The organism is Nocardia sp. CNS-044, from assembly GCF_059570515.1.
Map to the genome: position 1 here is coordinate 739,290 of NZ_JCANSX010000008.1, position 18,757 is coordinate 758,046.

Here is an 18,757-nt window from a genome sequence, read left to right on the forward strand (position 1 = left end):
GCCGAAACTCAGGTCGTTCGAGGTGGCGAGCCGGGTGCAGGTGCCGCCGCTCCTACGGCGTGGTGAGCGCCTGGACGACCGCGCTGCCGAAGCTGAGGTCGTTCGAGGTGGCCAGCCGGGTGTAGGTGCCGCCGGTGCGCTGGGCCGCGGTCTGGAGCGTGTCGGTGCCGTTGCCGCCGATCACGACGACGTCGACGCGCACCGGGCGATCCGGGTCGGCGGCCGCCGCGAGATCGGCGAGCAGCTGCGCGCCGGTCACCGAGGAGTCGTCGTCGGGTCCGTCGGTGATGAGCAGCACCGAGTTCGTCCGTCCCTCGGCGTAGCCGTTGACGGCGCTGCGGTACGCGGCGAGCAGAGCCGGATAGGCCTGGTCGGTCCGGGTCTCGGTGGCGCGCACGGCGCTCAGCGCGGTGTCGATCGCGGTGCGCTGGCCGTCGGCGAGGGCGGCGGTGCGGGCCTGCACTCGGTACGGGTTGACGCCGTCGAGGCTCTTGCCGAAGGTCCAGACGCCGAGGCCGAAGTCCGGCGGCATGACGTTCATGGTCGATCGCAGCGCGCCGAGCGTATTCGCCAGTCGAGTGCTCGCGCCCTCGGCGGTCGACATGGATGCCGACACGTCGAGCAACACCGTGGAATGCACGCCGAGCACCGGATGCGCGAGGGTGGACCGCAGCTTGTCCAGCGCGGCGCGCGACGCGCCGGGACCGGTGGGCGGGGGCACCGCGGTGAAGCCCGCGCTGGTGAAGAACGGTGCCTGTTCGGGGTTGCGCAGGTAATCGACGAACAGTCCGGCGATCAGGTTCTGCGTCTGGTCGACCCACGGGCCCGACATGAGCGCGGCGGGATGATCGGCCACCGGCGGGTTGCCTGCGGGTCGGAAGACTGCGACACCGGGCTGCCCGGCTATGTGCTGTTCAGTAGCGGCTACCGCGTGGATGGCGGAGTTCGCGGCATGGGCCGGATCGGCGATCGCGGCGAGGGCGGCTGCGGTGTCCGCGGCCTCCGGCGCGCCGGACGCCAAGCCGGAGACCGCGGCGACCACCTGGCCGGACTGCGCGCCCGCGTCGGTCAGCGGCTCCTCGCCCGCCACGGCCGAACCGACCGCGACCGCGGCGGCCAGGGTGGCGTCGCCGTCCGGCAGCGCCATGCGCAACCCGCCCCAACCGGACAGGCCGAGCTCGCCGAGCGAACCCTGTTGCAGGCGAGGCAGATCGCCCCACGCGATCCGCGCGTCCTCCAGCGCGGCGCGTACCTGCTCGGGCACGCCGAGCGCGATGGGGCTGCCAGCGATCGGACTCGGTTCTCCCGCAACGAGTCCCGGCACCCGCATGATCTCGACGGCACGCGAGGAGCTCGGAATCCACAGTGCGGGTTGCGGTCCCAGCGCCGGGTTCCACGCGCCGCCCGCACGGAACGCCTCGGCCACCTCGGCCGAGGGTCGCGCCGTCACCGAGACGCGCGCGCAGTGATCGCGCACCTGCGGCTCGGTGGCGTTGTATTTGTCGGCGATGGCGCGCACCGGCGCCTCGAGGTCGGGATCGACGGTGACGAACAGCGTCGAGGGTCCCTCCACGCACTCCGCGGCCGCCGCGCTGTCGCGATCGGCAGCCCGGTCGCGGAACTGGACCCAGGCGAAAACCGCGGCGCCGAGTAGCAGAATGGCCACCACTGCGATAACCGGACCTTTGCTGATACCTCGAGATCTGGTCCCGCTGCGATGAGTGCCCACGGCGGTACAGTGTATGGTCACCGCCGGTTCGCCCGCCCGGCGAGTCCACCGGATCGGCGCGCGCGGCGCCGGGCGCGTTCTCGACGTACGCGAGCCGCCGACGTCGTGGTGCGTCGGCGGCTCGGCGGCCGGTTATTCGCGGATCATCCGCCCGCGGTCGAACTCGTGCCCACCCCACACACCGGACTGGCCGGTGTCGGCGGCGAACTCGGCACAGGCCGATCGGATCGGGCAGCTCGCGCAGATGCCGCGCGCGTAGTCGAAGTCCTGTGACGGGTACGGGAACCAGGCCTCGTGATTGGGATCACCGCGGCACGCGGCCCGATGCCACCCTCGGGCGTCCGAGAGCGGGAGCAGGTCGGCGAGCGTGAGCTCGGCACCGGTCGGTGATGTTCGGACGGTCATGGATCCTTACTCCTTTCTCGGTTCTCAGGTGCTCGCCAGCTGCTTCCAGATCTGGCGTTGCCGCTTGGCCAGCGGATCGGGCGCCTTCGGCTGCCACAGCAGCCGCATGCCCGCTTCCTCCGGCGTCCGGTCGGCCTTGAGCGTGTTGCACGGCGCGCACGCCGCGATCAGGTTGCTCCAGGTGTTGGGGCCACCGCGGCTGCGCGGACGGATGTGGTCGACGGTGCGCGCCCAGCCCGCGCAGTAGCCGCATCGGTGCGCGTCGCGCCGCAGCACGGCCGCCAGGGTGGCGCGGCTCTCGTCGTGCACCCGGGCGGTGTGCTCGATGTAGACGTAGCGCAGCAGTCGAATGGTCTCCGGGAGGGCGATCTCCATGTTCCGTGACCGGATCGGGAAGTGCGGCTCCCGGTCGGCGACGGATTCGGCGGCGCCGCTGATCAACAGCACGACCGCGCGCTCGGCGGCGACCTCGTCGAGCGCCTCGTAGGAGGCGTTCAATACGAGGACGCCGCTGTGTATCCAGTTGTCGGCGGTCAACGCCGCCGGGCCGACGGCACGTCGGAACATCATGGGGCTCACCATGTTTCGTGGAGAAAGTGGAAGATTCAGCGAAGCGCGGCGCCGTCTGGTTCGCGGCGCTCTGTTGTCGAGTTCGCGCAGCGATCGGGCGGTTCCTCGCGGAACCGGAGCGTCAGCGGTCGGCCGAGAGGTGGCTCGCCGCGACGTCGTCGCCGCCGCGCATGGGCTGTCCGTTCTCGATAATCGAGAACCGCTGTACGGCTTTGCTTTCCGCCGAATACGCGATCTTCGGATGCACGGGCCACCTCCTCCTTCCAGGTACTCGCCTGATCGCCCCGTCGGTTGGGGCGATCATCGTGGAATCACATGGTGGCACAGGGAACCCGCGTTTGTCGGGTCATTTTTTCGTGGGTGCGGGACGCCTCAGGCGGCGTGCAGGGCGGCCGCGCCGAAGGACACGTTGAACCGGTCGCACCAGATCGAGACGCTGGTGAGAGAGGTGAGGTCGACATCGGCCGGAATGGCGTAGTTCTGGCTGCCCTTGTTGCCCTTCAGCTGCCCCAGATCGACGTGGCGGCCGTCGTCGAAGACGCCCCAGCCCGCCCTGCCTTCCAGCACAGGGGCGTCGGTGAGCCAGACGTGCAGATCCGGTCCGTCGGAGGTGTCCAGGTCTTCGACCCGCAGCACCCGGCTGCCGTCGGCCAGTCGCAGGACGCTCACCGTGCCCGACGTGCCGTGTTCATGGGAAATGAATGTCCCCGTGGCGAGCGTGCGCGGCTGCCCCCCGGTATCGATCCCCGGCATCCCGCCGGGCTGCGCCGCGGTCGGGACCGCCTCGTTCACGGTGGTGTCGGTGACGAGCCGCCAAGGCTGGAACAGCGCGAGCGCCGCGCCGAGACCGACTATGACGAGCGCTGTGAGCACCCAGGCGATCGGGGATCGAGCGATCTTGCGCACGGACACCATGGTTTTCCTTCCCGCGGGCGAAGCACGTCGCTGTTCCATCATCACCGAACACGAGGGAATCGTTCACGCGGTTCAGTCGAGCGGGGTGTGTCCGAGCAGAACATGGCCGCTGAAGAGAATCTGCTTGGCGCGCGGCAGCGGGTGGAACAAGCAGCCGTGCACGTCGCGATAACGCATCTCGAGTTCGCTGGAGCGCGAGTAGCCGACGCCGCCGACCGTCTCGATGGCGAGCCGCACGGTCTCGATCAGAGCGTCCGCGGCGACCGTCTTGCGGCTGAGGGTGCGGGCCGCGTAGGCGTCGGTGTTGCCGAACTCCAGGTTCGCCGAGCCGCTGAACATGGCCTCGACCAGATCGGCCGCGGTGGTGTGGGCGTTGGCCAGCTCGCCGACGAGCTGCACGATGTGCGGATCGCCGCGACCGGACACCACGGCCAGCGCGGTGTCGACGGCGCCGTCGGCGATGCCGAGGTAGGCGGCGAGGACGAGCGGCATCGCCGCGCCGATCACCACGTTCAGCAGGGGCGGCCAGACGTCGGCGGGCCGGATCAGCGAGATGGCGGCGTCGGGGACGAACACGCCGTCCAGTACCACCGTGTGCGAACCGGTCGCGCGCAAACCCAAAGTGTCCCAAGTCTTTTCGATGCGGATGCCGGGCGCGCTCAGCGGCACCGCGCAGTGCAGCACCTGCGGGCCGTCCGGGCCTTCGTCGTAACGGACGCTGGTGACCAGCACGGTGCCGATCTCGCAGCCGCTGGCGGGCGCTTTGCGCGCGTGCACCAGATAGCCGCCGTCGACCCGCTCGGCGCGGCCGTTGGAGCCGACCCAGTCCGACGCGCCGGTGCTGACCAGCAGCGCACCGCCGACCACCTTCTGGAACAGCGGCGTGGCGTCGGCGCCGTGCTTGTGCCGCCAGACTTGGGTGGCGACCAAGTGCGCGTGCATGGCGAAGGCCACCGCGGTGGACGGGTCGTGGCGGCCGAGTTCGCGCAGCACCTCGCCCATGTCGCGGTGCGTCGCGCCGCCCCCGCCGTACTCGGCGGGTACCAGGGCGGCCGACAGGCCGGTGTCACGCAACAGGTCGAAGGCGGGTGCGGAGATCTCGCCGCTGCGGTCGCGGTCGGCGACCTCGGCGCGCAGTGTCTCGCCGACCGAGCGGGCGCGCTCGATCCAGTCCGTGGTGGTCATTGCGGGGATAGCGGTAGTGGTCATGTTTCGAAGCTACGAAGCCACGCGATAACCGAATAGTGCAGAAAGTGGACTCCTCCGGTCCACGAAATGGACCACGAGAACGCGAGGTGTGGTGTGACGACAGCGACGGCGAGCTACGGCCAGTACTGCCCGGTCTCCCGGGCACTCGACCTGTTGGGTGAGCGCTGGTCGCTGCTCATCCTGCGCGACCTGCTCCTCGGAACCACCCGCTTCAACGACCTGGCCCGCGGCCTGCCGGGTCTGTCGCGCACCCTGCTCACCAAACGGCTGCGCCAGTTCGAGCGGGCCGGGTTGGTCGAGAAGCTGGGCGGCCGATATCTGCTCACCGAGGCGGGACGGGAACTCGAGCCGATCCTGTTCGGCCTCGGCGCCTGGGGGGCGCGCTGGACCTTCGGCGAACCCGACCCGGACGAGCTCGACGCCGATCTGCTCGTCTGGTGGATGCACACCCGCGTCGACACCTCTTCGTTTCCCGGCCCGCGGCAGGTGCTCGCGGTGCGGTTCACCGACGACCCGCGCCGCTACTGGATCGTCGTCGAACGCGGCGCGCCCTCGGTGTGCGTCACCGACCCCGGTTATCCGGTGAACGTCACCATTCGCTCCGACGTCGGCTCGCTCTACCAGGTGTGGCTGGGCCGGATCCCGGTTCTGCACGCCCTGCGCAGCGGCCGCCTCGAATTCACCGGCCCGTCCGCCCTCACGCGCCGGATGCCGACCGTGCTGCAACTGAGTCCCGTCGCGCCGTATTCGGATTCGCGACCGGAGTTGGCCGCGATGTCGGCCTGAACGGACCGCGTCCGTAGCGACGGCTACCGGATTGAGGTGCACTAAGGATTCCGCGCGATATCGATCCGGATGGAGTCGCTGTCCTCGAGGACGAACACCCGGTCGCGCTTGGCTTGCCACTGCTGCGGGAGCAGGTAGTACCGGTCCGAAGTGCGTGCGAGCAGCCACAGTCCGCTGTACACGTATCGGTATCTGCCGTTGGGTTCGGTCAGCTCGCCGACCTGGGCGCCCGAGCCCTCGATACCGAGGCGGTCGACACTGAAGACGACGATGGCGGGGCGATCGACGAACCGCACCGCCTCCTGGTGCACGGCGTCGTCGTGTCCTTTGCGTTCGGCGAAGGCGGCGACGGCCCAGACATAGCCGATCATGGCGACGGCGACGAGGGCGATGGTTCTGACCTGCATGACGGTGCGAGGCGGCCGTCGCACACCCAGCACGGTCGGGTATCGCCACCGCAACCAGCTCGCGTAGCCGATCATCGCCGCGCCCGCGATCAGCAGGAACGGCGCCTCGACTGAGAGCGGCGCGGCGAACGGCGTCGGGACGTAGACCAAGACGGCGACCGCCACGATCAGCAGCGTGCCGGCCAGGGCGAAGGCGCGGACCCACCATCTCAGGGTGTCGCCTGGCCGCCCGCTGACGAGCGCGTGCCAGGCCGGGAGCCGCCGCGCGGCGAGCAATACGAGTATTGCGAGCAGCGTGGCGAGCAGGGGCACGAACATCGTTCCAACACTGAACAGCACATAGTCCTGTGTCGAAAACCCGAGCGTTCCAGCAGGCACGCCGAAGTATCCGAAGAAGGCGCGGCTGTACGCCCAGCCGAAGTAGTAGAGAACACCGGTGAGGAACGCGACCTGCGAGGCAAGGGCGCCGAGCAGTGGAAGCAGCGCGAACGCGCGCTCATCATTCGCGTTCGTCACTGGGTGGGCGGGTTCGTGGGCTCGACTGGTGTGGTCGACTCATCGGGAGCAGCCGTCTCGCCGGTTTCCGGCGGCGGCGCGATGAGGCTCGGCGTCGTCGAAGGCGGTCCGACCGTCGAAATGGTCGTTGTTGGTCGAGTGACGGGGGTGGCGGTCGTCGGCAGCAACCCCGTGTGCGTCGGCATGGGTGTGGGCGGGGTGCCGGTCGTGGGCGGCGCTGTCGGAGAAGTGGCGGTCGTGAACGTCGCTGTCGAAGACGCGCCGGTCGTCACGGTCGGTCTCGGCGCGTCGGACTCGCTGCCGCCACACCCCGTCGCGAGGAGGGCCAGTGCCAGCGACGCAGCAATGCACAATCCGTTACGCACGATCGGATATCCCCTCGCCGTCCGACCCACAACCTGCCCCGAAATTGTGGCACGGGTCTTCGCCGCGCGGAACCGATCGCCGAGACTGGCGCCCGCCGGGACCACACCACGACGGTCCCGGCGCAGGCATCCGTCTACAGGTTCCCCACGACGTGCTCCAACCGCCGCGCGACCAACTCCCGCGCCTGCTCCCGCAGCGCGGGCCGGTACCCACTCGGGTACACCGGATCACCGGGCGCGTAGTTCTTCAGCACCTCCTTCGCGAGGGTGATCTTGTGCACCTCGGTCGGCCCATCGGCGATCGCCATGACCTCGGCGTAGTTCATCATGTCCACGAACGGCAGGTCCTCGCTGACGCCGAGGGCGCCGTGCAGGTGCAGTGCGCGCTGGGCGATGTCGTGCATGACCTTGGGCATGGCCACCTTGATGGCGGCGATGTCCTTGCGCACCTTCAGATAGTCCTGCTCCTTGTCGATGCGCCACGCGGTGCGCAGCACGAGCAGCCGGAACTGCTCCATCTCGATCCAGCTGTCGGCGATGCGTTCCTGGGTCATCTGCAAGCCACCGAGGGGACCCTTACGCATCTGCCGCGAGACCGCGCGTTCGCACATCATGTCGAAGGCCTTGCGCACCAAGGCGACCGTGCGCATGGCATGGTGCACCCGGCCGCCGCCGAGCCGAGTCTGGGCGACGACGAAGCCCTGGCCTTCGGCGCCGAGCAGGTGGTCGGCGGGGACTCGCACGTCGGTGAAGCGTAGGTGGCCCTCGTGCTCGCTGAAGCCGTGCACGTGGAAGTTCTTGACGATCTCCAGGCCGGGAGCGTCGGCGGGCACGATGAACATCGACATGCCCTGGTAGGGGCTGACATCCGGGTTGGTGACGACCATGACGATGTGGAAGCTGGCGAACTGCGCGTTGGAGTTGAACCACTTCTCGCCGTTGATCACCCAGTGGTCGCCGTCGCGCACCGCGCGGGTACGGAACAGCGTCGGGTCCGAGCCGCCGGTGGGCTCGGTCATCACGTAACAGGAGCCGATCTCACCGGCCAGCAGCGGCTCCAGGTACTGCGCCTTCTGCTCCGGGGTGCCGTAGTGCGCGAGGATCTCCGCGTTGCCGGAATCCGGTGCTTGGCAACCGAATACCGACGGCGCCCAGACCGAGGTGCCGAGCACCTCGTTGAGCAGCGCCAGCTTCATCTGCCCGTATCCCTGGCCGCCGAGTTCGGGGCCGAGGTGACAGGCCCACAAGCCTTGTTCCTCGACCTTCTTCTTCAGCGGCCGCATCAGTGCCATGGCCTCGGTGTTGCCGCGGTCGTAGGGATTCGGGTAGAGCAGATCGAGCGGCTCCACCTCGGTGCGGACGAATTCCGCCGCCCAGTCCAGCTTCTTCTGGAACTCCGGATCGGTTTCGAAATCCCAAGCCATGATCAGCCTTTCGTGTGGTTGTCGGTCACGATGCCGTCGAGGACGGTGGCGGCGAGGATGTCGGCGATCGCATCGGGGGAGTGGCCGCCGTGCGGGCGGTACCAGAGGGTCACGGTGTTCAGCATGCCGAGCACACCGTTGGTGACCACGTGGTCGGCGGTGCGCAACAGGCCCGCGGCGTGTCCAGCGTCGAGTGTCAGCTGCCAGTGCAGCTGGATCCGGTCCCGTAGTTCTTGTAGTTGCGCGGCGCGGTCACCGGTGAGCGAACCCACGTCGCGCAGCTGGATGGTGACCTCGCGGCGGTGCTCGACGATCCGGCCGACGTGGCTGTGAATCAGCTTGCGCAGCTTGGTGACCGGGTCGTCGTCACCGCTGGTGACGTGTTCGGCGTCGGTGAGCATGAGTTCGGTGTAGTCGCGCAGGATCTGCCAGAGCAGTTCTTCCTTGGACCCGATGTGGTAGTACAGCGCACCACGCTGCACGTCCGCGCGATCACCGATCTCGGCGACCCCGGTGCCGTGAAAACCCTTCTCCGCGAACAGTTCCACGGCGGCGCGGACGATGCGCTCGCGGGTGTCGCCCGCCGACGATTCCGAGGCGGGCGGACGGCCTCGGCGACGCGCGGGGGCGATGTCGTTCATTGCCACGGATCCAGGACGATCTTGCAGACCTTGTCGTCGCGATCGGCGAACATGCGGTAGGCGTCGGGCCCTTGCGACATCGGCAAACGATGTGAGACAACCGCTTCCGGACGCAGTCTGCCCGCCGCGGTCAGTTTCAGCAGCGCGGGCAGCTCGTACTGGATGGAGCACAGCCCGATGTGGAATTCCAGCTCCTTGACCTGTGCGAGCGGCATGTGGAACGGGTAGGCCCGATTCTGGCTGACGCCGACCACGCTGACCCGGCCCCGATGGCCGACCACGCTGATCGCCAGCTTGATCGTGGCATCGGCGCCGACCGCCTCGAGCGCCACATCGGCTCCACCGCCGAGCATCTCGCGTACGGCCGTCTTCGGGTCGTCGGACTCGACGGGCTCCGCGCCGAGCTCGGCCGCCCTGGCGCGCCGGTCCGCGACCAGGTCGACGCCGAGTACCCGGGCCGCGCCCATGGCGAACGCGGCCTGCACCGCCATCAGCCCGACCGGGCCCAACCCGATCACCACCACCGTGTCGCCCGGCGCGATGCGCGCCCGCCGGGCGGCGTACCAGGCGGTCGGCGCGTTGTCGGTCAGCACGATGGCGGCCTCGTCGGCGATCGCGTCGGGCAGCCGCACCAGATTGCCGCCCGCGTGCGGCACCGCGAGCAGCTGCGCCTGCGCTCCCGGCAGCGAACCGCCCAGCCCGTAACACGCGTCGACCGGCAGCGGCTGCCGCTCGCACGCCGCCACGACGCCCGCCCTGCAGTTGCCGCAGCGGTCGCACCCCGCCGACGCGGCCACGAGCACCCGGTCGCCGACCGACAGACCGCGCGCCTGCGGGCCGAGCTCGACGATCTCGCCGACCGCTTCGTGCCCGACCCCGTAGCCGGTGCCGGGCGTGAATCCGTGGCCCGCGTAGATGTGCAGATCGCTGCCGCAGACGCCCGCCGCGGTGACCCGCACGATCGCCCCGTCCGGCCCCGGCAGCACCGGGTCGTCCAGCTCGACGAACGAGATCGCTTGCGGACCGGCGTAGGTGAGCGCCTTCATGAAACCTCCTGCTGATGGCGGTCGTGCCGCCGGACCTCGCCAACCGCCGTCCAGTGCGAGCGTGGCTCCGGTGCGCAACGACGACGCGTCGGTGGCGAAGTGCAGTGCGGCGCCGCCGATCGCGTTCACCCGGACCTTCGGTCGCCTTCTGGTCGAAGAAATGTTCCGATCAGTACATTAAATGCGCCGGGCGCTAGGATCAAGAGGTTGTTCGGCCGACCGCCGACATCGTGAGACGCGCCGATCGATCCACCCCGATCTACGGCGTGGCGAAATACTTTGGGCCGCCGAGGCGTTCATCCGACGCGCTCGGTCGGCGCTGGCCCTCCGCAGGGATTGGGCCTACCGACGGGTAACATGAGACCGTCTTTTCCACCCGGCTTTCTCAGAAGTGAGGCAGTAGATGACAGAGCGGATTCAGGTCGGCGGGCTCCAGGTGGCCAGCGTTCTCCACGAGTTCGTCGAGAACGAGGCGCTTCCCGGTACCGGCGTAGATTCCGCCGCGTTCTGGGCCGGCGCCGAGCAGGTGATCAACGATCTCGCTCCGCGTAACCGCGCCCTGCTGGCCGAGCGCGACGAGATCCAGGGCAAGCTCGACGCCTGGCACGCCGAGAACCCGGGCGCGAACTACGACAAGACCGCCTACAAGAACTTCCTGACCGAGATCGGCTACCTGCGCCCCGAGCCCGCCGACTTCCAGATCGAGACCCAGAACGTGGACGCCGAGATCGCGTCGACGGCCGGTCCGCAGCTGGTGGTTCCGGTGATGAACGCGCGCTTCGCGATCAACGCCGCCAACGCGCGCTGGGGTTCGCTCTACGACGCGCTCTACGGCACCGACGCCATCTCCGAGGCCAACGGCGCGGAGAAGGGCACCGGCTACAACAAGGTGCGCGGCGACAAGGTCATCGAGTGGGCGCGCAACTTCCTCGACGACTCCGTCACCCTGATCACCGGCTCGCACATCGGCTCGACCTCCTACAAGATCGTCGACGGCGAGCTGGAGGTCGGCCTGGAGGACGGCACCGAGATCGGTCTGGCCGACCCCTCGCAGCTGGTCGGCTACCTCGGTGACCCGGCCTCGCCCACCTCGGTGCTGCTGAAGCACAACGGCCTGCACATCGAGATCCAGATCGACCCGAGCTCGCCGATCGGCAGCACCGACACGGCGGGCGTCAAGGACGTCGTGCTGGAGTCCGCGGTCACCACGATCATGGACTTCGAGGACTCGGTCGCGGCGGTCGACGCCGAGGACAAGGTGCTCTGCTACCACAACTGGCTCGGCCTGATGACGGGCAAGCTGTCCGAAGAGGTCGCCAAGGGCGGCAAGACCTTCACCCGCACCATGAACCCGGACCGCGTCTACACCGCGCTGGACGGTTCGGAGCTGGTGCTGCACGGTCGTTCGCTGCTGTTCGTGCGCAACGTCGGCCACCTGATGACCTCCGACGCCATCCTCGACAAGGACGGCAACGAGGTGCCCGAGGGCATCATGGACGGCCTGATCACCTCGCTGATCGCCAAGCACTCGCTCAACGGCGACACCGAGCTGAAGAACAGCCGCACGGGCTCGGTCTACATCGTGAAGCCGAAGATGCACGGCCCGGACGAGGTCGCCTTCACCAACGAGCTGTTCGGCCGCGTCGAGGACGTCATCGGCCTGGACCGCAACACGCTCAAGGTCGGCATCATGGACGAGGAGCGCCGCACCACGGTGAACCTGAAGGCCTGCATCCAGGCCGCCAAGGAGCGGGTGGTGTTCATCAACACCGGCTTCCTCGACCGCACCGGCGACGAGATCCACACCTCCATGGAGGCCGGGCCGATGGTCCGCAAGGCCGATATGAAGGCCCAGCAGTGGATCCTGTCGTACGAGGACTGGAACGTCGACACCGGTCTGGTCGCGGGTCTGCCCGGCAAGGCGCAGATCGGCAAGGGCATGTGGGCCATGCCGGACCTGATGGCCGACATGCTGGTCCAGAAGGTCGGCCACCCGAAGGCGGGCGCCAACACCGCGTGGGTGCCCTCGCCGACCGCCGCCACCCTGCACGCCACCCACTACCACCTGGTGGACGTGTTCAAGCGGCAGGCCGAGATCGCCAAGGGCGGTCCGCGCGCCACCGTCGACCAGATCCTGGAGATCCCGCTCGCCGCGGAGCCGAACTGGTCCGCGGAGGAGAAGCAGCAGGAGCTGGACAACAACTCGCAGTCCATCCTCGGCTACGTGGTGCGCTGGATCGACCAGGGCGTCGGCTGTTCCAAGGTGCCCGACATCAAGGACGTCGCGCTGATGGAAGACCGTGCGACCCTGCGTATCTCGAGCCAGCTGATGGCGAACTGGCTGCGCCACGGCATTGTCACCGCCGACGAGGTGGTGGCCAGCCTGGAGCGGATGGCTCCGGTCGTCGACCGGCAGAACGCGGGCGACCCGAACTACCGCCCGATGGCCACCGACTTCGCGGGGAGCATCGCCTTCCAGGCCGCCAAGGAGCTGATCCTCGAGGGCACCAAGCAGCCCAACGGCTACACCGAACCGATCCTGCACCGCCGCCGCCGCGAGGCCAAGGCGCTGGCTTGCGTGTAATGCGCTGAGCGACGAACGAATCCCCCGGTCGACCGAGTCGACCGGGGGATTCGTCGTTGCGGGGCGGGTGGCGCTCGCGGGCCTTCGCGTGACGGAATGCGGCGTTCGCCCGGCAGTGGCCTCAGCGAGCGCCGATTCCCTTCAGGAGCTTCAGCGAGACCGTCAGGAGAGCGGCCCAGGCTCTATGGGAGACGCCCCTCGGTGGGGTGAAGCCTTGAATGCGTTGGTGGGCAACCGTTTGCGGCTCGGTGTATTTGAGGATGCCGTCGGCGCCGTGGCGGCGACCGAGTCCCGAGTCGCCCATGCCGCCCATCGGTGCGTCGACGCTGCCCCACGCGGCGGCGAAGGCGTCGTTGACGTTGACCGTGCCCGCGTGCAAACGGGCGGCGACAGCCCTGCCTTTGGCGCCGTCGCGGGTCCAGACGCTGGCATTGAGACCGTATGGCGTGGCGTTGGCCCGGGCGATCGCGTCGTCGAGGTCTCGGTACGGGTAGATCGAGACGACCGGGCCGAAGGTCTCGTGGTCGTAGAGCGTCATGTCGGGGGTGATGTCGGTGAGGATCGTCGGTTCGTAGAACAGGGGACCGAGATCCGGTCGCGCCTTGCCGCCCGCGAGGACGGTCGCGCCCTTGGCGACGGCGTCCTCGACGTGTGCGGTGACCGTCTCCAATTGGGCCGCGTTGGTCAGGCTTCCGACATCGCGGCTGAAGTCGTAGGCGGCGCCGATCTGCAGCTTCCGGGTGCGGGCGACGAACGCGGCGACGAAGTCGTCGCGAATGGTGTCGGCCACGTACATGCGCTCGATGGAAACGCACAGCTGGCCGGTCGAGGGAAAGCACGCGGCGATCGCGCCGTCGGCGGCGCGATCGATGTCGGCGTCGTCGAGGACGAGCATGGCGTTCTTGCCGCCGAGTTCCAGAGAGGCTCCGATGAGACGTTGCCCGGCGTCGCGAGCGATCTGTCGTCCGCTGGCGGTGGAGCCGGTGAACATCATGTAGTCGGCGTTGCCCATCAGCGACCCGCCGATGGAGCTGCCTCGCCCGACCACCATCTGCCACACACCGGGCGGCAAGCCCGCCTCGTGCATCAGGTCGAGTGCCCACAGCGCGGTGAGGGCGGTCTGGGTGTCGGGCTTCTGCACGACGGCGTTGCCCGCCATGAGCGCCGGGATGGCGTCGCCCGCGGCCATGCTCAGGGGGTAGTTCCACGGTGAGATGACCGCGACGACGCCCTTGGGGTGGCGCAGTTCGGTGGTGTGGGTCAGCAGCGGGATCGCGCCGCGACGGCGTTTGGGCGCAAGGAGTTTCGCCGCGCTGCGCGCGTAGTACCGGGCGGTGATCGCGATGTCGGTCACTTCGAGGAACGCGTCGCGGCGGGTCTTGCCGCTTTCGGCCTGCATCAGGTCCAGGACCTCGTTCTGCCGATCGAGCAGGAGGTCGTGGAAACGCAGCATGATCTGCTGCCGCTCACGCATGGACGTGGCGGCCCAGGCCGCCTGGGCGTGGCGGGCCCGCTGGAACGCGGTTTCGACGTCCGCGGGCGTCGAGACGGGCAGGTCGGCCAGTGGGGCGCCGGTGTAGGGGGCGTTGGTGGTGACCCGTTCGGCGTCCGCGGTGGCGGTGACTCGTGCGGCCAGACGTTCGATCAGGGCCGAGGTCAGTGATGCGGGCAGGCCCGAGCCTCGGGCCAGGGTGGGTGTGTGATCGGTGGGCATAGCAGGGCTCCTCAATTCCGGCTCCGGATCGAGGTCGGGACCGGCATGTGCAGGGCGAGTTGGCCTTCGGTGGTGACGTCGAGGCGAACGATCTTGATCGGTTGGAGCGATCGCAGGTCCTCGGCCATGCGACCCTGTCCGATCTCGAGGTCGATCTTGCGTGGGAAGCGGGTGGTTCCGGCCGAGAGCACGTTGATCTGGCTCAGGGTGGAGTGCCAGGCGCCGTCGATCGTGGTGTAGGAGGTGAGTGAGGGGACGTGTTCGCCGGTCGGGTGGGCGGTCTGGGCGGGGGTGGCCACCGACAGCGACAGGTCGGTTCCGCCGGCGTCGTTGGTCACCCGGGCGGCGGTGCGGTCGGTGTCGATGTCGACATCGATGTCGGTGACCCACTTGGGGAAGCCGTAGCCGTCGTGGCCGCGCACCTGGGCGATGTCGGTGCTGACCGGCAGCGACAGCACATAGGAGTGCAGGTGGTCGTTGGCCAGGCCGGTGGCCAGGTCGAAGAATCCCAGGCGTCCGTGCCGTGCCGGTCGCACGGCGATGCCGACGGCGGCTTCGGTGTAGAAGTCGATGTCGCACACCTCGTAGCGGAAGAACATCACCGAGACCAGCCCGAACCCGGGCGCGACCTCGAGCGGCGCCAGCTCCTCGGGCAGGCGTGCACGGATCGCCCGCGAGCGGGCCAGCATCGTCAGCCGCGCGGTGGAGATGCGGTAGTAGAAGTTCGGGGTCAGTGTGGCGCCGATGCGCGAGTCGACCTTCGTCTTGGGCAGCCGTCGGAAGAAGTCCACGCTACTGACCCGGGGATCGCGGGCGACTTCGTCGAGGTCGGTGTTCATCCGGTACCGGTCGTACAGGCCGCCTTTCGGAACGGTGACCACGTGGCCGCCCAAGTCGACCACGACTGTTTCCTGGTAGGTCGATGGCATTGATGAAGCTCCTCGCTCATATGTGTACAGTGCTAACATCAGGCTAATCGCGAATGTGAACACTGTCAACACTGGTCGCGGGCTGCAGTGTGGCTCACTTCGCGGACTGGGCGCCGACGTCGGCGACCAGCCGTTCGGCCAGTTGCTCCGAGGACTGTGGATTCTGGCCGGTGTACAGCGGAATCAGCGCTTTGGAGTATTCGACGCCCGCTTGCTTCAACCGGTCCTCCAGCAGCCATGGCGCCTTCCTGGCGAACCGGTTGAGCAGTTCCTCCCGGTTCGACAGCCCGGTCATCCGGTAACCGGCGAGCGGTGAGGGGCCCTCGGGTGTGGTCGCGGCCAGGATCGCCGCGGGCGCGTGGCACAGCAGGGCGAGTGGCTTGCCGGAGGTCAGCCGGTGGGCCAGCAGCGCGCCGGAAGTCTTGTGTTCAGAGCACCGCCGCGCTCGGGTTTTCGATCTCCTGTCGCTCCTTCGACGCGAGCCATCGTGCGTAGCGCCGCAGCGCGCGACCCTGCACCAGCTGGTCCGCGAGCAGCGCGAACGCCGGGTGGACACCGAGTGCGGGATTGCTCCCGGCGGCCATTCGGCGCATCTGATAGCGGACGCGCGCCATTTCGGCGAGCGAGGCGAGCGACTTGTCCGACCAGGTCACCGGCTTCAGGCTCCCGGTCGCCGCCGAACCCTCACGCCAACGGTTCGGTAGATCCGGGGTAGCCGCGAGCGCCGTTCCCATGCCGATCACCGCGACATTGTTCGCCAGTACGCGTTCGGCGGTTTCGCGGCGGGAGATCCCGCCGGTCAGCATCAGGGGCAGCGCGCTGGTTCGGGCCAATTCGGTGGCCAGTTCCAGGAAATACGCCTCCCGGGCCGCGGTGCGTCCGTCGGCGGGGCGACCGTTCATGGCGGGGCTTTCGTAGCTGCCGCCGGACACTTCGACCAGATCGACGCCGAGCGTCGCGACCATGCCGATCACCTTGTGCGCGTCGTCGGCGTCGAAGCCGCCCCGCTGGAAGTCCGCGGAGTTCAGTTTCACCGCGACGGCGAAACTCGACGACACCGCGGCGCGGATGGCGCGCACGATATCGAGCAGCAGCCGCGCGCGGTTCTCGAGCGAGCCGCCCCATTCGTCGGTGCGATTGTTGACCAGCGGAGAAAGGAACTGCGACAGCAGATAGCCGTGCGCGGCATGCACTTCCACACCGTCGAACCCGGCCTGCTCGGCCCGTCGCGCGGTGGTGGCGAAGCGCGTGATGGTGGCGGCGATCTGTTCGGGGGTCATCGCGATGGGTCGCCCGAATCGCTTGGAGTGGCGGCCTAGGTCGACCGCGATGTCCGACGGTCCCCACACGACTCCTGGCATGTTCGCCTGGACCTGGCGACCGGGGTGGCTGATCTGCATCCACATGGCCGCACCGGCGGCCTTGCCCGCCCGCGCCCATGCCGCGAACGGCTCCAGCGGCGTCTCGGCGTCGAGGACGATGCCGCCCGGACCGGTCAGCGCTTCGGCGTGCACCATCACGTTGCCCGTGATCAACAAGCCCGCGCCACCGGCGCCCCACCGTCGATACAGCGAGATCAGGCGCGCGTCCGGCAGTTGCGCCCGTCCTGCCATGCCCTCTTCCATGGCCGCTTTCGCGATCCGGTTCGGCAGTACCTGGCCGGATCGCAGCTGGAGGGGTGAGAACAACTCGTCTCCCGCGGAACCACTCGCCATGGGGGTCTCCCTTCGATCAGTAATGTTTACGTCGTTCACATCGTGAGCGCGGCGCTAACATTAAGAGGTGCATGTAAGCGCTGTCAACACTTGTTAGGTTGTAGCCATGGCAACGTCGACCACGTCGTATCACCACGGCGATCTACCCAACGCGCTGGTGCGCGCCGCCGTGGAGCTTCTCGAGGAAGGCGGCGCGACCGAGTTGTCGCTCCGCGCGGCAGCCCGGCGCGCCGGTGTGTCCACCGCGGCGCCGTATCGGCACTTCGCCGACCGCAATGCCCTGTTGTCCGCCGTCGCGGCGGTGGGCTACCGGGAACTGGCCGCGTATCTGGCCGCGGCGCATCCCGAACCGGCCACGAAAGAAGGGCTCGCCGCCACCGCGGTCGCCTACGTCCAGTTCGCGCTGACGCGGCCGGGGCTGTTCCGGGTGATGTTCGCCGAGGGTTGTGATCCGACCAGCTCCGAGCGGGTTGCCGCGGTGGAGGCGATCAACGAGTATCTCAAAGCCATTGTGCGGCAAGCCTTTCCCACTGCCGATATCGACGGGATGGCAACGGCGGTGTGGGCGCTCGTGCACGGTCTCGCCTTCCTGCACATGGACGGCAAGTTCGAGGCCGCGCCCGCCGAGGCGGTTGCCGATCGGGTCCGCACGGCGGTCTACGCGGTACTCGGGCCCCGGGTCGGTTGATGGCCACCCGGGGTGCGGCGGCTCGGACGGCGTGCCGGGTCAGGGCTCGCGAACCGTGAGCACCACCTTGCCGACGGTCTCGGCGGAGTCCAGCAACGGGTGCGCCTCGGCGACATCGGTGATGGGGACTTCGGCGGAAACGACCGGCACGACCGTTCCTTCGGAGATCAACGGCCACAGATGCTTGCGCAGTTCGGCGATGATCTCGGCCTTCGAGCCCGGCCCGCGCTCCGGACGGCGACGCAGGTTCGTCGCGTGAACGGAGCCTCGTTTGCTCAGCAGCACGCCGAGATTCAGTTCCGCGGTCGCGCCGCCCTGTAGTCCGATGATCGTCAGGTGGCCGTCCTCGGCCAGTGCCCGCACATTCTTGTCCAGGTAACTTCCGCCCATGATGTCGAGAATTACGTCCGCGCCTCGATATTCGGTGGTCATGACATCCACGAAATCCTGTTCGCGGTAATTGATCAGTGTGCTCGCTCCCAGTTCCCGGCTGCGCTCCAACTTGAATTGCGATCCCGCCGTCACCGCTACGTGAGCGCCGAGCGCTCGGCCGACTTGAATCGCGCGCGTGCCGATTCCGCTGCCGCCGCCGTGAATCAGCAGGGTGTGTCCGCTGCGCAGGCCTGCCGTCATCACCAGATTCGACCAGACCGTTGCGGCGGTCTCGGGCAGCGCCGCCGCGGCGGTCACGCTCACGCCCTCGGGCACTGGAAGCAGTTGGGTGGCGGGCACGTTCACCCGTTCGGCGTAGCCGCCGCCTGCCAACAGTGCGCACACCGCATCGCCGGACTGCCAATCCGTCACGCCCGCACCGACTTCGGCGACGAAACCGGAAATCTCCAGGCCGAGGATGTCGCTCGCGCCGGGCGGCGGCGGGTAGAGGCCGTAGCGTTGCATGACGTCGGCGCGATTCACCCCCGCGGCCACCACGTCGATGGCCACCTCGCCCGGACCGGGCGCGGGCAGCTCGCCCACCGGGGCCCACTTCATGACCTCCGGTCCACCGAAGCTGTCCAGCGTCACCGCATACATCTCGAATTTCCCTTCCGTCGACAATCATGTGTGCATCGCTTACATTACCCTAATGTAAGCGGTGTCAACATGAAGGTTATCG

General features: G+C 68.5%; 17 protein-coding genes and 1 pseudogene. 3 read left to right on the forward strand and 15 right to left on the reverse strand.

Annotation, left to right across the window (positions count from 1 at the left end):
- Positions 1-52: 52 nt before the first annotated feature.
- The 6 genes from T333_RS22425 to T333_RS22450 all read right to left on the reverse strand — a co-directional run bounded on the left by T333_RS22425 (position 53) and on the right by T333_RS22450 (position 4,828).
- On the reverse strand, positions 53-1,666 hold the full coding sequence (locus tag T333_RS22425; RefSeq protein ID WP_357249406.1) for a VWA domain-containing protein: 1,614 nt from the start codon (positions 1,664-1,666) through the stop codon (positions 53-55).
- A 195-nt stretch (positions 1,667-1,861) separates the two neighbouring features.
- A complete protein-coding gene (locus tag T333_RS22430; protein ID WP_355002699.1) occupies positions 1,862-2,134 on the reverse strand; it encodes a WhiB family transcriptional regulator in 273 nt (90 codons plus the stop codon).
- Between the two features lie 24 nt (positions 2,135-2,158).
- The gene (locus T333_RS22435) at positions 2,159-2,704 is read right to left on the reverse strand and encodes an HNH endonuclease (protein ID WP_357249403.1); all 546 of its coding nucleotides are present in this window, start codon (positions 2,702-2,704) and stop codon (positions 2,159-2,161) included.
- Positions 2,705-2,825: 121 nt separating this feature from the next.
- The gene (locus tag T333_RS22440) at positions 2,826-2,951 is read right to left on the reverse strand and encodes a hypothetical protein (RefSeq protein WP_357249400.1); all 126 of its coding nucleotides are present in this window, start codon (positions 2,949-2,951) and stop codon (positions 2,826-2,828) included.
- A 125-nt stretch (positions 2,952-3,076) separates the two neighbouring features.
- Entirely contained in the window at positions 3,077-3,619 is a 543-nt protein-coding gene (locus T333_RS22445; RefSeq protein WP_355002696.1) for a DM13 domain-containing protein, read from the reverse strand.
- A gap of 72 nt (positions 3,620-3,691) precedes the next feature.
- On the reverse strand, positions 3,692-4,828 hold the full coding sequence (locus T333_RS22450) for an acyl-CoA dehydrogenase family protein (RefSeq protein WP_355002695.1): 1,137 nt from the start codon (positions 4,826-4,828) through the stop codon (positions 3,692-3,694).
- Between the two features lie 93 nt (positions 4,829-4,921).
- Between T333_RS22450 and T333_RS22455 the strand changes: the two genes are divergently transcribed.
- Positions 4,922-5,614, forward strand: a complete 693-nt coding sequence (locus tag T333_RS22455) for a winged helix-turn-helix transcriptional regulator (RefSeq protein ID WP_496425716.1) — start codon at positions 4,922-4,924, stop codon at positions 5,612-5,614.
- 41 nt (positions 5,615-5,655) lie between these two features.
- Here the strand turns inward: T333_RS22455 and T333_RS22460 are convergent, their stop codons facing one another.
- From T333_RS22460 to T333_RS22475, 4 genes are all read right to left on the reverse strand, one after another.
- Positions 5,656-6,537, reverse strand: coding sequence for a hypothetical protein (locus tag T333_RS22460; RefSeq protein WP_496425717.1), 882 nt, complete (start codon positions 6,535-6,537; stop codon positions 5,656-5,658).
- Between the two features lie 499 nt (positions 6,538-7,036).
- The gene (locus T333_RS22465) at positions 7,037-8,326 is read right to left on the reverse strand and encodes an acyl-CoA dehydrogenase family protein (protein WP_357249388.1); all 1,290 of its coding nucleotides are present in this window, start codon (positions 8,324-8,326) and stop codon (positions 7,037-7,039) included.
- Between the two features lie 2 nt (positions 8,327-8,328).
- Positions 8,329-8,967, reverse strand: a complete 639-nt coding sequence (locus tag T333_RS22470; RefSeq protein WP_357249385.1) for a TetR/AcrR family transcriptional regulator — start codon at positions 8,965-8,967, stop codon at positions 8,329-8,331.
- Entirely contained in the window at positions 8,964-10,142 is a 1,179-nt protein-coding gene (locus T333_RS22475; RefSeq protein ID WP_496425718.1) for a zinc-binding dehydrogenase, read from the reverse strand. Before T333_RS22475 ends, T333_RS22470 begins: the two co-directional genes overlap by 4 nt.
- A 274-nt stretch (positions 10,143-10,416) precedes the next feature.
- Between T333_RS22475 and T333_RS22480 the strand changes: the two genes are divergently transcribed.
- Positions 10,417-12,597 (forward strand): malate synthase G, encoded by a 2,181-nt coding sequence (locus tag T333_RS22480; protein ID WP_357249379.1) that lies wholly within the window; start codon positions 10,417-10,419, stop codon positions 12,595-12,597.
- 121 nt (positions 12,598-12,718) lie between these two features.
- Here the strand turns inward: T333_RS22480 and T333_RS22485 are convergent, their stop codons facing one another.
- The 4 genes and pseudogenes from T333_RS22485 to T333_RS22500 all read right to left on the reverse strand — a co-directional run bounded on the left by T333_RS22485 (position 12,719) and on the right by T333_RS22500 (position 16,955).
- Positions 12,719-14,311, reverse strand: coding sequence for a succinic semialdehyde dehydrogenase (locus tag T333_RS22485; RefSeq protein WP_496425719.1), 1,593 nt, complete (start codon positions 14,309-14,311; stop codon positions 12,719-12,721).
- Between the two features lie 11 nt (positions 14,312-14,322).
- Positions 14,323-15,240, reverse strand: coding sequence for an acetoacetate decarboxylase family protein (locus tag T333_RS22490; protein WP_357249373.1), 918 nt, complete (start codon positions 15,238-15,240; stop codon positions 14,323-14,325).
- A 94-nt stretch (positions 15,241-15,334) separates the two neighbouring features.
- Positions 15,335-15,661 (reverse strand): annotated as a pseudogene (locus T333_RS22495) (type 1 glutamine amidotransferase family protein); the annotation flags it as partial.
- Between the two features lie 7 nt (positions 15,662-15,668).
- Positions 15,669-16,955, reverse strand: a complete 1,287-nt coding sequence (locus T333_RS22500; protein ID WP_496425720.1) for an NADH:flavin oxidoreductase/NADH oxidase family protein — start codon at positions 16,953-16,955, stop codon at positions 15,669-15,671.
- Between the two features lie 106 nt (positions 16,956-17,061).
- On the opposite strand from T333_RS22500, the gene T333_RS22505 reads away from it, so the two are divergent.
- Positions 17,062-17,643, forward strand: coding sequence for a TetR/AcrR family transcriptional regulator (locus T333_RS22505; RefSeq protein ID WP_496425721.1), 582 nt, complete (start codon positions 17,062-17,064; stop codon positions 17,641-17,643).
- 39 nt (positions 17,644-17,682) lie between these two features.
- Here T333_RS22505 and T333_RS22510 read toward each other — a convergent pair whose 3' ends face one another.
- Complete coding sequence (locus T333_RS22510) at positions 17,683-18,675, reverse strand: NAD(P)H-quinone oxidoreductase (RefSeq protein WP_496425722.1); 993 nt, start codon at positions 18,673-18,675, stop codon at positions 17,683-17,685.
- Positions 18,676-18,757 lie beyond the last annotated feature (82 nt).

Bases quoted from the DNA above. Each gene is read 5' to 3' on its own strand.
- T333_RS22430 (WP_355002699.1), bottom strand. From the start codon at position 2,134: ATGACCGTCCGAACATCACCGACCGGTGCCGAGCTCACGCTCGCCGAC.
- T333_RS22435 (WP_357249403.1), bottom strand. From the start codon at position 2,704: ATGATGTTCCGACGTGCCGTCGGCCCGGCGGCGTTGACCGCCGACAAC.
- T333_RS22445 (WP_355002696.1), bottom strand. From the start codon at position 3,619: ATGGTGTCCGTGCGCAAGATCGCTCGATCCCCGATCGCCTGGGTGCTC.
- T333_RS22450 (WP_355002695.1), bottom strand. From the start codon at position 4,828: ATGACCACTACCGCTATCCCCGCAATGACCACCACGGACTGGATCGAG.
- T333_RS22465 (WP_357249388.1), bottom strand. From the start codon at position 8,326: ATGGCTTGGGATTTCGAAACCGATCCGGAGTTCCAGAAGAAGCTGGAC.
- T333_RS22470 (WP_357249385.1), bottom strand. From the start codon at position 8,967: ATGAACGACATCGCCCCCGCGCGTCGCCGAGGCCGTCCGCCCGCCTCG.
- T333_RS22480 (WP_357249379.1), top strand. From the start codon at position 10,417: ATGACAGAGCGGATTCAGGTCGGCGGGCTCCAGGTGGCCAGCGTTCTC.
- T333_RS22485 (WP_496425719.1), bottom strand. From the start codon at position 14,311: ATGCCCACCGATCACACACCCACCCTGGCCCGAGGCTCGGGCCTGCCC.
- T333_RS22490 (WP_357249373.1), bottom strand. From the start codon at position 15,240: ATGCCATCGACCTACCAGGAAACAGTCGTGGTCGACTTGGGCGGCCAC.
- T333_RS22500 (WP_496425720.1), bottom strand. From the start codon at position 16,955: ATGGCGAGTGGTTCCGCGGGAGACGAGTTGTTCTCACCCCTCCAGCTG.
- T333_RS22505 (WP_496425721.1), top strand. From the start codon at position 17,062: ATGGCAACGTCGACCACGTCGTATCACCACGGCGATCTACCCAACGCG.
- T333_RS22510 (WP_496425722.1), bottom strand. From the start codon at position 18,675: ATGTATGCGGTGACGCTGGACAGCTTCGGTGGACCGGAGGTCATGAAG.